Source organism: Devosia honganensis, assembly GCF_042648785.1.
Lineage (GTDB): Bacteria > Pseudomonadota > Alphaproteobacteria > Rhizobiales > Devosiaceae > Devosia > Devosia honganensis.
This window is the reverse complement of record NZ_JBHRYD010000005.1, coordinates 117,008-131,040: the sequence shown is the minus strand read 5'-3', so window position 1 is coordinate 131,040 and position 14,033 is coordinate 117,008. Positions and strand designations below refer to the sequence as shown.

Below are 14,033 nucleotides of genomic sequence, written 5' to 3'. Positions count from 1 at the left end.
TTTTACGAATAACTTAGTAATTTTACCGATAGTGCCGGTATTGAAAGGCCCGCCCGCATGTCCGTGTTCCGGCACATTGGTAACAGATTGTCGTTCCCGCCGGACACCCCCGAGCTGGTCCTGGCGCAATGGCGGGCGGTGAGCCGGCAGGTGCCGCTGCTCTACGCCATGCTGATGTGCAACACGCTGATCGTGGCCTGGACGCATTTCGAGGTGGCGCCGACGGCGCTTGCCGTCCACATCCCAGCGGCGCTCACGGCGCTGTGCATCATCCGGGCGGTGCAATGGTGGCGCAGCCAGGATTCGCCGATCACGGTGGAGCAGGCCCGCCGGGGCCTTGGTGCCATGGTGTGGATCGCGGCGGCCATGGCGCTGGGCTTCGTCGCCTGGAGCTTTTCCCTGTTCCCTTATGGCGACGCCTATCTGCGCTCGCAGATCGCCTTTTTCCTCGGCATCACCACCATTGGCTGCATGTTCTGCCTCATGCATGTGCGCGCCGCCGCGCTGGCGGTGGGATTGTGCGCCCTGGTGCCGTTCTTCGTGTTTTTCCTCGCCTGGGGCGAGCAGACGCTGATCGCCATCGCGGTCAACATGGTGCTGGTGATCGCGGGGCTCCTGGTCATCCTGCTCGCCAATAACCGGGATTTCGCCGCGCTGGTGGCCTCGCGCAGCGACATGGCACGACGCCAGGCGGAGACGCAGCGCCTGTTCGACGAAAACTACCGCCTCGCCAATATCGACAGCCTGACCAACCTGCCCAACCGGCGCAGCTTCGAGCGGCGGCTGACGCTGGCGCTGCGGCAGGCGGAGGACGCGGGCCAGTCGGTCGCGGCCGCCCGGCTGGACCTCGACCGGTTCAAGTCGGTCAACGAGATTTTCGGGCAACTGGCGGGCGATCGGGTGCTGATCGAGGTGGCCCGCCGGCTCGATGCGCTGTGCCAGCCCGATATTTTCGTCGCGCGCATGGGCGGCAACAGTTTTGGGCTGGTTCTGCCCGGCCCGGTCGATGACGAGACGCTCGCCCGGCACGGGGAAAAATTCTGCGAGGCCATGCGCGAGACGTTCGAACTGCCCGAGGGCGTGGTGCGTCTCTCCGCTTCGGTGGGATTGGCGGCCTCGCGGCCCGGCGATACGCCGCACGAACTGTTCGAGCGCGCCGACAATGCCGCCTCCATCGCCAAGCGCGAGGCGCGCGGCGCGGCGGTGGTGTTCGCCGAACGCCACTGGCGCGAGATCGACCAGGCCCGCCGCATGGAGCATCTGCTGCACACGGCGGATCTCGATGAGGAAATCTACGTCCTTTTGCAGCCGCAATTCGATATTTCGCTGGGCGCGACCACAGGCTTCGAGGCCCTGGCGCGCTGGCGCAGCCCGGTCCTGGGGGAAATCTCGCCGGCCCAGTTCATTCCGCTGGCCGAACGCAGCGGGCAGATCGGCAGGATCACCAGGGCGGTGCTGCGCAAGGCGCTGGCGGCCAGCGCCCACCTGCCCCGCTCGCTGCGGCTCTCCGTCAACCTTTCGGCCCACGATATCGGCTCGAGCACGGCCATCGAGCAGATCGTGGCCCTGGTGGCCGCCCACGGCTCGCCCTGCCGGATCGATTTCGAGATCACCGAAACCGCGGTGATGCGCGATCTCAAGCAGGCCAACCAGTCGCTGCTGGCGCTGCTGGGGCTGGGCGCCCGCATCGCGCTCGACGATTTCGGCACCGGCCATTCCAGCCTCACCCACGTGCAGAAGCTGCCGCTGCACCGCATCAAGATCGACCGCAGCTTCGTGGTCGAGGTCACCAGCGACCCGGCCAGCCGTGCCATCGTCAAGACCATGATCGACCTGAGCCGCAACCTGGGCATCTCCTGCGTCTTCGAGGGCATCGAGACCGAGGAGCAGCTCGAGGCACTGGTGGCGCTGGGCGGCCACGTCATGCAGGGCTATCTGTTCGGCCGCCCCATGCGGCCCGAAGAGGTCGGCGAATATCTCTCCCGCGAACGCTCCCTGCGGCAGCTCGAAACCCGCGCGGTGTCGAGGGGCTAGGCGGTCCACGGCCTTTGCCGAAGCTGTTGCGTTCCCCTCCCCCTTGAGGGGAGGGGTTAGGGGTGGGGGTTCCGCTCCATCGATATTCTCGATGAAGCAAGCGGACTCCCGGATAATCCCAAACCCCCACCCTCGATCCCTCCCCCTTGAGGGGGAGGGAGGCGAAGGGGCCCGCATCGCGGATTTATCCATATGCGATTGCCTTGCCCTCCGCCGGGGGCAAGGGGGCCGGCCCTCCCTTACTGCGCCGCTTCCTCCGGTTCGTCGACCTCGATGAAGCCGCCGGATTGGCGATGCCAGAGCTGGCTGTAGACGCCGCCGCTGTCGACGAGCTGGGCGTGGGTGCCCTGCTCGATGATCCGGCCCTTGTCCAGCACCACCAGCCTGTCCATCATGGCGATGGTGGAGAGGCGATGGGCGATGGCGATTACCGTCTTGCCCTGCATCAGGTGCTGCAACTGCCCCTGAATGGCCGCCTCCACCTCGGAATCCAGCGCCGAGGTGGCTTCGTCCAGCACCAGGATCGGCGCATTCTTGAGCAGCACCCGGGCAATGGCGATGCGCTGGCGCTGCCCGCCCGAGAGCTTCACGCCGCGCTCGCCCACATGAGCGTCATAGCCCCGCCGGGCCTTGGGATCGGTGAGGCTGGGGATGAAATCGGCGGCCTCGGCCCGCTCGGCGGCGGCGATCATCATCTCCTCGGTGGCGTCGGGCCGGCCGTAAAGGATGTTCTCCCGCACCGAGCGATGCAGCAGCGAGGTATCCTGGGTGACGACGCCGATATTGGCGCGCAGGCTGTCCTGGGTCACCTCGGCGATGTCGTGGCCGTCGATCAGGATGCGCCCGTCCTGCCGGTCGTAGAAGCGCAGCAGCAGGTTGACGATGGTGGATTTACCGGCGCCCGAGCGGCCCACGAGGCCGATCTTCTCGCCCGGGCGGATATGCAGGTTCAGCCCCTCGATGACGCCCTTGCTCTTGCCGTAGTGGAACGAGATGTTCTCGAAGCGGATATCGCCCGCGACCTTGCCGATGGGCTGGGCGCCCGGCTTGTCGGCCACGACCCGCGGCAGCGAGATCGAGGCAATGCCGTCGCGCACCACGCCGATATTCTCGAACAGGGCCGACATTTCCCACATCACCCACTGGCTCATGCCCTGGAAGCGCATGACCAGGCCCAGCGACACCGCCAGCGCCCCGGGCGTCATGGCGCCCTGCATCCACAGCCAAATGCCCGTGGCCCCGACCGCCGCCAGCAGCAGGGAATTGGACCAGTTCACCAACAGGTTGAGCACGGTGAACAGGCGCATCTGCCGATAGACCGTGTCGAGGAACTCGTCCATCGCCTCCTTGGCGTAGGTTTCCTCGCGGTTGGAATGGCTGAACAGCTTGACCGTGGCGATATTGGTATAGCTGTCGACGATCCGCCCGGTCATCAACGAGCGGGCGTCGGCCTGCGCCTCGGAGATATGGCCCAGGCGCGGGATGAAATAGACCATCATCGCCACGTAGAAGCAGAGCCAGACCAGGAACGGGATGGCCAGGCGCCAGTCCGCCGATGCCGCCAGCACCACCGCGCCGGTGAAATAGACGACGACATAGACCAGCATGTCGAGCAGCTTCATCACCACTTCGCGCACGGCCAGCGCCGTCTGCATCAGCTTGGCGCCGATGCGGCCGGCGAACTCGTCCTGGAAATAGCTCATCGACTGACGGATGAGATAGCGATGGCTCATCCAGCGGATGCGCTGGGGGAAATTGCCCAGCAGCGTCTGGTGCATGGTCACCGTCGAGACCAGCATGAAGGTGGGCAGGATCACCACGATCATCGCCGCCATGCCGGCCAGCTTCCAGCCGTCGGTTTCGAGGAAAGTCTCGGGATCGGCGCCGGCCAGCCAGTTCACCACGTCGCCGATGAAGCCGAAGACGACGATTTCGCCGATGGCCACCGCCGCGGCGGCGACGGCCATCAGCGCCAGCCATTTCTTGGCGCCATGGCTATAGTGGAGGCAGAAGGCCAACAGCCCCTTGGGCGGCTCCACCGGCTCTTCGAGCGGATAGGGATTCAGTCGCCGTTCAAACCAGCGCAACATTGCTCAACACCATTTCATCCTTGCCGGGCTCCCGCACCGCGGCCACTTCCATGCCGCCTCAACTGCAGTCGAGGCCATGGCGTTTCACGGCCGGCGGCGGAACCCGCGCGAAAATTTCGGAACCGCGCTCATGTCGCCCGAAACCGGCACAGAGGAGCACGTGCAAAAAGCCACTTTACGAGCCTTCCCCATTGCCGTCTCAATTGGCGGCGAAGAGTCACGCTATGCAGCCTGGAGCCGCATAGAATACATCAGTACGACGAATCGGCTGTAACCGGGCAGACACAGGCGGAGAAACTTCTTTTCCTCCTGCTTCTTCCCGCGGAGGCGCGGCGGACCGGAACGGGCCGCCGGTTGGCGAAACGAAATAACGGGACCGGGTCATGCGCACCGAGAGCGAGCACACCATCTATCTCAAGGACTATGCTCCCACCCCATACCGGATCGTGTCAGCAGACCTCGATTTCCGGATCCGCGAGGAGGCCACGCGCGTGCGCGCGCAACTGACCATCGAGCCCCGCCCCGGCACGGAGCCGGGCACGCCGCTGGTGCTGGACGGGGACGAGCTCAAGCTCGATTCCATCGCCATGGACGGCGCGCCGATGGTGCTGTCGGCCTATACGAGCGACGCCAACGGGTTGACGCTGGTGGAGCCGCCGCCGCGCCGTTTCGTGCTCGAGACCGAGGTGACGCTGAAGCCCGAGGCCAATACCAGGCTGATGGGGCTCTACCGCTCCGGCGGCACCTGGTGCACCCAGTGCGAGCCGGAAGGCTTCCGCCGCATCACCTATTATCTCGACCGGCCCGACATTCTCGCCCCCTTCAAGGTGCGCATGACCGCCCCGCGCAGCCTCGCCCCGATATTGCTGGCCAATGGCAATCTGCTCGAGCAGGGCGATGCCGGCGAGGACATGCATTACGCCGTCTGGGAGGACCCCTTTCCCAAGCCCGCCTATCTCTTCGCGCTGGTGGCCGGCGACCTGGGCTCGATCACCGACAGCTTCACCACGATGAGCGGCCGCGAGATCGCCCTGGCCATCTATTGCGCCCATGGCAAGGAAGACGAGTGCCACTACGCCATGGACAGCCTCAAGCGCTCCATGGCCTGGGACGAGCGCCGCTTCGGCCGCGAATACGATCTGGACGTGTTCAACATCGTCGCCGTTTCCGACTTCAATTTCGGCGCCATGGAGAACAAGGGCCTCAACATCTTCAACGACCGGCTGGTGTTCGCGAAGCCCGAAACCGCCACCGACGCCAATTATCATGGCATCGAGCGGGTCATCGCCCATGAATATTTCCACAACTGGACCGGCAACCGCATCACCTGCCGCGACTGGTTCCAGCTCTGCCTCAAGGAAGGGCTGACGGTCTATCGCGACCAGGAATTCACCTCGGACGAGCGCAGCCGCCCGGTGCAGCGCATCCATGACGTGCAGAACCTGCGCACCAACCAGTTCCCCGAGGATGGCGGCCCGCTGGCCCATCCGCCGCGCCCGGACAATTATCGCGAGATCAACAACTTCTATACGACGACGGTGTACGAGAAGGGCGCCGAAGTGGTGCGCATGCTGGCGACGCTGCTGGGCGAGGCCGGCTTCCGCAAGGGCATGGATCTCTATTTCGAGCGCCATGACGGCGAGGCGACCACCATCGAGGCCTTCCTCAAGGTGTTCGAGGACGCCAACGGCGTCGACCTCGCGCAATTCGGCATCTGGTACACCCAGGCGGGCACGCCGCAGGTCGATGTCACCGACAGCTATGACGCGGCCAGCCAGACCTATACGCTCACCCTCGCCCAGAAGGTCGATCCCACCCCCGGCCAGGCGGAAAAGCAGCCCCTGCTGATCCCGGTGCGCTTCGGCCTCATCGGCCCCAATGGCAGCCCCATGGGCTGGACCGGGGTGAGCGGCGGCGAGGTTCGGGACGATCTCATCCTGTTCGACCGCGCCAGCGTGACCCTGACCTTCACCGGCATCGCCAGCCGACCGGTGCCCTCGCTGTTCCGGGGCTTTTCCGCCCCGGTCAAGGTCACCTCCAATCTCGGCCAGGAGCAATTGCTGTTCCTCGCCCGGCACGACAGCGATCCGTTCAACCGCTGGGATGCCCTGCAGACCGCCTCGACGGCGCTGATCGCCGATGCGGCAAGGGGCAAGGACTGGTCGGGAACGGATATCGATGCACTGCGCCAGGCCTTGCTCGACACGCTGGACGATCCCGGGCTCGACCCCGCCTTCAAGGCGCAGGCCATCGCCATCCCGGCCGCAACCGTGGTGGCCCGCCATATCGGGCATGATGTCGATCCCGATGCCGTGGCCGCCGCCCGCAAGAGGCTGATGACGGCCATGGTGGGGCCGGTAGCGGAACGGCTGGAAGCGAAATACCGCGCCCTCTCCTCCAGCGAGCCCTACAGCCCCGACGCCGGCCAGGCCGGGCGCCGTTCGCTGCGCAACGGGCTGCTCGGCCTGCTCGTCGCCGGCTCGGACCGGGGCGCGCCGCTGGCCACGGCGCAATATACCGGCGCCGCCAACATGACCGACCGCTACGCGGCCATGGCCATCGCCGCCCATTACTGGACCGGCGACGCCCAGGCGATCCTGGGAGATTTCCGCACCATCCACGCCGGCGATCCGCTGGTCTTCGACAAATGGCTCACCGCCTCGGCCCAGGCGCCGGACGATCGGGTCGTCGAGCGCATGCGCGCCATTCTCGCCGCCCCGGATTTCCCCCGCACCAATCCCAACCGGCTGCGCTCGCTGCTGGGCCCGTTCGTGATGAGCAATATGGTGCAGTTCGCCCGCAAGGACGGCGCCGGCTTCCGCTTCATCACCGAGGCGGTGGCGGAGATCGACAGGGTCAACCCGCAGGTGGCCTCGCGCATCCTCACCGGCTTCCGCATCCTGCCCATTCTGGAGCCGGCGCGGCGCGACAAGGGGCGCGAAGCGCTGGCGGCGCTCCGGGATCGGGAGGGGCTCAGCCGCAACGTCGCCGACATTCTCGACCGGCTGCTGGCGGGGTGATACGACACGCCGAAATTGGAAGAATTTTTCTTCACCGCTAAGTGATTCAATCGACTCCGCTTTTCGCCGCCCGCCCGGAAGCGCCCCCGAAGGGGCTCTGGACAAGCACGAATCCCTGATTCATACCTTGTTAAGGGCAAGTCGGTCTTGGGCGCTAAGCCCCTCAAAAGAATGGAGAATTTCATGCGATCGTCGGAGGCGTCCGGCGCCGGCGCGTTCGGATTCCGCGTCGGCATGGGGAAATATCGGGAACAGCTTTCCTCCGGCCTCGCCATCGCCGCCATCGCCATCCTCGGCGCGGCCCTGTTCGTCGCCTACGACGCCAGCCGTACTTTCGAGCTGCTGGAAATTTCCGAATATTCCCGATGGGACAGTTTTTTCGGGCTGGCCGGCCGCGGCGCCGCGGCGCTGGTGCTGGCCTGCGCGCTGATCGTGCTGGCCACCCGCCAGCGCCCGCCCGCGTCCGGCAGGCGCGACGACTACCGGCAGCTTGCCTCTGCCATCCCCATGGGACTGGCCTGCTGGACCCGCTCCGGGCGGCTTATCGTATGCAACGAGAATTACCGCCGCAGCCTGGGAGCCGGCGGGGCCGACCCGGACTATCGCGAGGCCATCGGCCGGCTGGTGTCGGGCGGGGAGATGCGGCTGCTATGCGAGGACGAGCGCAGCCGCCTGCTCGAACTCTCCCGCCCCGACGGCACCTGCCTGCTCATCGAGGAACGACCGCTGGGCGAGGGCAATTTCGTGACGCTGGTGACCGACATCACCGAACGCAAGCGCGCCGACGCCATGCTCGGGGCAATCCGCCAGGAGCAGCGCCTGCTCGCCCGCCGCTATCACGAGGAAAAGCTGAAGGCGGAGGCCGCCAGCCGCGCCAAGACCAATTTCCTCGCCCATCTCAGCCACGACATTCGCACCCCGCTCAACCACATCATCGGCTTTGCCGAACTGATGCAGCACGAGACCTATGGCCCCATGGGCGACCAGCGCTATGCGGAATATGTGGAGACCATCAAGACCTCGGGCGAGCACCTGCTGGCCTCCTTCGCCGCCATTCTGGACCTGGCCGAGCTCGAAAACGGACAGAAGGCGCTGCGCCAGGACATCGTGCTGCTCGATGAGGTGCTCGACACGGTGATCAAGCGTTTTCGCGGGCAGATGCAGCGCGCCGGCGTCCGGCTGACGGTGGGCCCCGCCTCGGGCGCGGTGCTGCGCGGCGACCGGCTGGGGCTGACGCGCATGATCGGCAATATCATGGACAATGCGGTGCGCTTCACCCGTTCGGGCGGCAGCGTCACCCTCGCCACCTATGCGGCCGAGGACGGGGTGGTGGTCGAGATCAGCGACACCGGCATCGGCATGAGCGAGGAGCGCCTGGCCGGGCTCAGCCAGCCTTTCGCGCTGGGCGACGCCACCTTCACCCGCGACGGCGTCGGGCCGGGCCTGGGGATTTCCATCGCCCGCGCCATCGCCGAGTTGAGCGGCGGGCATATCGCCATCGATTCCGCGCCCTCGCTGGGCACCACCGTGGCCATCTCGCTGCCGATCGAGCCGGCCGCCGCCGAGCTGGCGGCTGCCTGACGGTTACAGCACCGCCGCCTTTTCGTACCAGAGTGCGGCTGCCGACGAGACCTCGCGCTGCATGTCGGCGACATCCAGCTCGAGCCGCCCGAAATCGGGATAGTTCGACAATTGCGCCAGAAGGTCCTTGAAGGCCGGCGTCCATGCTTCCTCCCGGAAGGGGTTCACCAGGGCCGAGCTCATCACCTGCACGATAGTCGAATAAAGCCCGTGGATCTCGGCGAGGCGGTGGCCGGCGGGGACGAGACCGGTTTCCGCCAGCCGCGCCAGCACCCTCGCCGTCGGGGCCTGCGGCAGGCCGATGGTGTTTCCCGCCACCAGTTGCGCCGACTGGGCGATGAATTCGAGATCGACCAGGCCTCCATCGGCCAGCTTGAGGTCGAAAGCGTGGCGCGGCTTGCGCTCGCGCGCCATCAGCGCCCGCATGGCAACGACGTCCTCGACGGTTTTCGTGGCGTCGCGGGGCCGCTGCATGATCGCGGCGATTTCCGCATCCACCTTGCCGGCAAGATCGCCGGTCGCCGCCACGACGCGGGCGCGGCTCAGCGCCAGGTGCTCCCAGGTCCAGGCATTGTCCTTGTGATAGGCGTGAAAGCCGGCAAGGCTGGTCGCCAGCGGCCCGGCATTGCCCGAGGGCCGCAGGCGCATGTCGGCCTCGTAGAGCACGCCTTCCGCCGTGGGCGCCGAGATGGCCGCGACGAGCCGCTGGGTCAGCCGGGTGAAATAATGCGAGCTCGCCAGTGGCCGGGCGCCATCGGATTCGGTGTCCGGCCCCTCATAGAGCAGGATGAAGTCGAGATCGGAGGTGAAGGTCATCTCCCGCCCCGCCATCTTGCCGAAGGCGAGCAGCGCCATTTCGGCCCCGGGGATGCGGCCGTGGCGGACGGCGAATTCGTCCCGCACCTTGTTGAACAGCCGGTGCAGCAGGGTTTCGGCCAGCGCGGTGAACTGCTCCCCTGCCCCGGCCGCGCCGACCGTGCCCGACAGCAGGCCCGCCGCGATCATGAATTTCTGTTCCTGGCCGATGATGCGGGCGCGGTCGATCAGGTCCTCATAGGAGCGGGCGTCGGCGAGGAAGGCATCGGTCTTGGCCACCAGCACCGCACGATGGGTGATTTCGGTGGCGAAGGCCGGATCGATCAGCCCGTCCATGACATGGGCGCGGTGGATCACCGCCTCGGCCATGCGCGGCGCCGAGGCCATGAACTGCACCAGCAGGGTGCGCAATTGCTCGTGATTGCGCAGCAGGGCGAAAAACTGCACCCCGGCCGGCAGGCGCGAAAGGAAATCATCCATGCGCGCCAGCGCCGCATCGGCATTGCCGGCGCGGCCGATGGTGGCCAGCAGCGAGGGCAGCAATTCGGTCAGATGGGCGCGCGCCGCCGCCGTCCGCGTCGAGGGATAGCTGCCATAATGCCATTTGCGCACGGTTTCGACGACCTTGTGCGCATCGGCAAAGCCCATGCTGGCGAGGGTTTCGAGAGTTTCGGGATCGTCGTCACTGCCAGTGAAGACCAGATTGCCTTCGCCCGAGCCCAGCGTCTCGCCCTCGGTGAAGAGCTCGGCATAGTAGCGCGAGACGCGCTCGAGGGCGGCGCGATAGGCGCTTTCGAAGGCGGCGGGATCGGCCTCCCCCATCAGCCTTCCGATCGCCGCCACGCCGGCGGGCGTCTCGGGCATGATGTGGGTCTGCTCGTCCTTCAGCATTTGCAGCCGGTTCTCGACCGCGCGCAGATACCAATAGGTTTCGGTCAGTTCCGCGGCGGTGTCCGCACCGATCCAGCTCGCCGCCGCCAGCGCCGCCAGGGCCTTCGCGGTGGGGCGCACGCGCAGGCTCTGGTCGCGGCCGCCGGCGATCAATTGCTGGGTCTGGGCGAAGAACTCGATCTCGCGGATGCCGCCGCGCCCGAGCTTGACATTGTGCCCCTCGACGCGGATGTCCCCGACCTTCTTGGAAATATTGATCTGCCGCTTCATCGCCTGGATATCGGCGATGGTGGCGAAGTCGAGATGCTTGCGCCAGATATAGGGCGCCAGCTCGCGCAGAAAGCCCTCGCCCGCCGCCTTGTCGCCGGCACAGGGCCGGGCCTTGATCCAGGCGGCGCGCTCCCAGTTCTGCCCGCGCACCTCGTAATAGGCCAGCGCCGCATCGAACGAGATGGCGACCGGGGTGGAGCCCGGATCGGGCCGCAGCCGCAGATCGGTGCGGAACACATAGCCCCCGGCCTGCCGGTCCTCCATCAGCCCCACCAGCTTCTGCACCATGCGCGCATAGATGCGTGTCGCCTCGTCCGGGTCGGCCAGCACGCCCTTGCGCGGGTCGAAGAAGGCGACGATGTCGATGTCGGAGGAATAATTGAGCTCGCGCCCGCCATGCTTGCCCAGCGCGAAAAGGGTGAGTCCGGAATTGGCGGCGCATGCCTTCTCGGGCGCAATGGCCAGCTTTCCCCTTGCGGCCGCCAGCCGCATCAGCAGGTCGAGCGCGGCTTCGAGCGCCGCATCGGCCAGGTCCGACAGGGCCTCGGTCGCCCGCGCCGTGGTCCAGGCGCCTCCGGTTTCGGCAATGGCGGCCAATAATGCGGTGCGGCCCTTGGCCATGCGCAGCACACGCGCGAGTTCGGTTTCGTCGGCGCCGCGGCCGGCGGCGGCGACGTCCGCCAGCAGGGCGGCGAAAGCAGCCTCCGCATCCCCTTCCAACACGCCGGCCAGCCAATCGGCATGCTCCCGCGCCAGATCGAGCAGGTAGGGCGCCGATTCCAGCAGCGTGCCCAAAAGCGGCGCGGCGATCCGCAAGGGCGCCGCAACAGGCGCCGGCAAACCGGCCAGCAGGGCGTCGAATGCGGGATGGGCGACCGGCGGCAGCGGCGAGAGGGCGGGGTTCATCGTCGAGGGATAACGCGCGGCGCAAAAGGCGGCAAGGCACTTGGCGGGCGCGGCCGGCTGGGGTGGCGGGGGTTCACGACTTCCTCCTTCTCGTCCAAGCCTCTCCGTCCTTCGTCATTGCCGGTTTATCCCGGCAATCCAGCTTGCGGCGGTTCGTGTAAGCCACCGGAACAAGTCCGGTGGTGACGATGGGGGAGGATGCTCAGGAGGTTTATGAGGGGTCGGGAAATGGAGATTCCCGCGTTCGCGGGAATGACATAGTGGGGTGGAGGGTGAAGCGGATGACCGCCTATCCCGCCGGCAGCTCCAGCACGGCGCGGACGCCGGGCGCGGCATCCTCGATGCGGAAGCTGCCGTCATGCAGGCGCGCCACCGCATTGACCAGCGCCAGGCCCAGGCCGGAACCCGGCTCGGAGCGGCTCTTTTCCAGCCGCACGAAGCGTTCCAGCACCCGGTTGCGGTCGGCCTGGGGAATGCCGGGGCCATTGTCGGCGACCTCGATGCGCGCCATGCCGCCATGGCGATGCAGGCCGATGGCGATGCGCCCGGGGCTGCCATCCTCGGGCCGGGCATATTTCACCGCGTTTTCCAGCAGATTGACCATGGCCTGGCCGATCAGCTCGCGATTGGCCTTGAGCAGGATATTCTCCTCGATATCGCTCACGACCTCGATGCCGGCATCCTCGGCCACGGGCCCGTAGAGCTCGACCACGTCCGACACGATGGCGCCGACATCGACCGCGGAAAGCGTTCCGGAGGGGGCACCGGCCTCGGCGCGGGCGATCATCAGCAGGGCGTTGAAGGTGCGGATCAGCCGGTCGCTTTCAGCGATCACCGTTTCCAGCGCCTGCTGCCGCGTTTCCTCGCTGGCATTGTCGCGCAGCGCCGCCTCGGCCTGGTTGCGCAGCCGGGTGAGCGGCGTCTTGAGGTCGTGCGCGACATTGTCGGTGACTTCCTTGAGCCCCTGCAGCAATTGCTCGATGCGGTCGAGCATGGCGTTGAGATTGGTGGCGAGGCCGTCGAATTCGTCATTGCGCCGCGTCAGCGGCACGCGTTCGGACAGATTGCCCGACATGATCTTGGTGGAGGTGTCGCGGATCGTGTCGATGCGCCGCAGCACCCGCCGCGCGGTGATGCCGCCGGCGATCACCGAAAACAGGATGATGCCGACCACGCCGACGAGGAAACTTTGCAGGATGATGGCCGAATAGCCGCGCCGCTCGACCACGTCGCGGCCGACCACCAGCCGCATGCCGTTGCCCAGTTCCACCGAGCGGACCAGCGCCACCCCGGAGCGGCGGGGCGCGCCGGGATCGAGCAGCGCCCCGATTTCCTCGCTGAGGTCGGTGCGGTCGTAGTCGAAGCTGTAGACGCCGGGAGCGATCAGCACTTCGGCCGGCATGTCGGGCACGTTGCCCAGCAGGTATTGGCCGGCGGCGTCGCCGAGGAAATAGATGCCCGGGCCCGGCTGGCTCGAGAACCGGTTCACGGCGAAGGCCAGCGAGCGGATGCCCTGATTGGCCTCGATGCGCTGGAACAGGCGGATTTCGCGGTCGATGTCGTCGGTCTGCTGGCGCTGGATCTGCACGCTCGACTGCCAGCCGATAAAGGCCATGAGCAGGATGGCGAAGACCACGAAGATGGCGATGAAGGTCGCGGTGAGGCGGACGGTGGAGGTTCGCCAGACCTGGGCGAGACGGCTCACCTGCTACTCCCGGATCATGTAGCCGGCCCCGCGCACCGTATGCAGCAGCGGCACGTCGTGGCCCTTGTCGATCTTGGACCGGAGGCGCGACATGTGCACGTCGATCACATTGGTCTGCGGATCGAAATGATAGTCCCAGACATTTTCCAGCAGCATGGTGCGGGTCACCACCTTGCCGGCGTTCTTCATCAGATATTCGAGCAGGCGGAATTCCCGCGGCTGCAACAGCACGGTCTCGCCGTCGCGTTCCACCTTGCGGCTCAGCCGGTCGAGCGTCAGCCCGCCCACCGAATAGAAGGTGGCCGCTTCCGCCGGGCTCGAGCGCCGGGCCAGCACTTCCACCCGCGCCAGCAATTCGGTGAAGGCATAGGGCTTGGTGAGATAATCGTCGCCGCCGGCCCGAAGGCCGGTCACGCGGTCGTCCACCTCGCCCAGGGCGGACAGGATCAGCACCGGGGTCTTGTTGCCCTCGGCGCGCAGGCTTTCAACGATGCTGAGACCGTCCCGGCGCGGCAGCATGCGGTCGACGATCAGCACGTCGTACTCCATGCCCGAGGCCATGGCATAGCCGGTCTCGCCATCGGCGGCGTGATGGGTGACGTGGCCCGCCTCATCGAGCGCCTGCATCAGATAGCTGGCCGCCTCGCGGTCGTCCTCGATCAGCAAAATCTTCAAATCCGCAGGCTCCGCCTTGGCGAACGGTCCCGGGGCTGTTCCCCG

Annotated in this window: 7 protein-coding genes; 3 read left to right on the top strand and 4 right to left on the bottom strand. The window is 66.7% G+C overall.

All coding sequences use genetic code 11. The annotated features are described in order from the left end of the window. Nucleotides 1–87: 87 nt before the first annotated feature. The gene (locus ACFOOL_RS07560; protein WP_380096335.1) at nt 88–2,034 is read left to right on the top strand and encodes a putative bifunctional diguanylate cyclase/phosphodiesterase; all 1,947 of its coding nucleotides are present in this window, start codon (nt 88–90) and stop codon (nt 2,032–2,034) included. A gap of 239 nt (nt 2,035–2,273) precedes the next feature. On the opposite strand, the gene ACFOOL_RS07555 is transcribed toward ACFOOL_RS07560, so the two are convergent. Further along, nucleotides 2,274–4,124: an ABC transporter ATP-binding protein gene (locus ACFOOL_RS07555; RefSeq protein ID WP_380096334.1), complete on the bottom strand. Its 1,851-nt coding sequence runs from the start codon at nt 4,122–4,124 to the stop codon at nt 2,274–2,276. Nucleotides 4,125–4,507: 383 nt separating this feature from the next. On the opposite strand from ACFOOL_RS07555, the gene pepN reads away from it, so the two are divergent. Then, nucleotides 4,508–7,144: an aminopeptidase N gene (gene pepN / locus ACFOOL_RS07550; protein WP_380096333.1), complete on the top strand. Its 2,637-nt coding sequence runs from the start codon at nt 4,508–4,510 to the stop codon at nt 7,142–7,144. A gap of 183 nt (nt 7,145–7,327) precedes the next feature. Next, the gene (locus ACFOOL_RS07545) at nt 7,328–8,725 is read left to right on the top strand and encodes a sensor histidine kinase (RefSeq protein WP_380096332.1); all 1,398 of its coding nucleotides are present in this window, start codon (nt 7,328–7,330) and stop codon (nt 8,723–8,725) included. 3 nt (nt 8,726–8,728) lie between these two features. Here the strand turns inward: ACFOOL_RS07545 and ACFOOL_RS07540 are convergent, their stop codons facing one another. The 3 genes from ACFOOL_RS07540 to ACFOOL_RS07530 all read right to left on the bottom strand — a co-directional run bounded on the left by ACFOOL_RS07540 (nt 8,729) and on the right by ACFOOL_RS07530 (nt 13,988). Beyond that, nucleotides 8,729–11,608 carry a bifunctional [glutamine synthetase] adenylyltransferase/[glutamine synthetase]-adenylyl-L-tyrosine phosphorylase gene (locus tag ACFOOL_RS07540; RefSeq protein WP_380096331.1) on the bottom strand — a complete coding sequence of 960 codons (2,880 nt, stop codon included), beginning with the start codon at nt 11,606–11,608 and terminating at the stop codon, nt 8,729–8,731. Between the two features lie 289 nt (nt 11,609–11,897). Next, the gene (locus ACFOOL_RS07535; RefSeq protein WP_380096330.1) at nt 11,898–13,313 is read right to left on the bottom strand and encodes a sensor histidine kinase; all 1,416 of its coding nucleotides are present in this window, start codon (nt 13,311–13,313) and stop codon (nt 11,898–11,900) included. Between the two features lie 3 nt (nt 13,314–13,316). Beyond that, a complete protein-coding gene (locus ACFOOL_RS07530) occupies nt 13,317–13,988 on the bottom strand; it encodes a response regulator transcription factor (protein WP_380096329.1) in 672 nt (223 codons plus the stop codon). Nucleotides 13,989–14,033 lie beyond the last annotated feature (45 nt).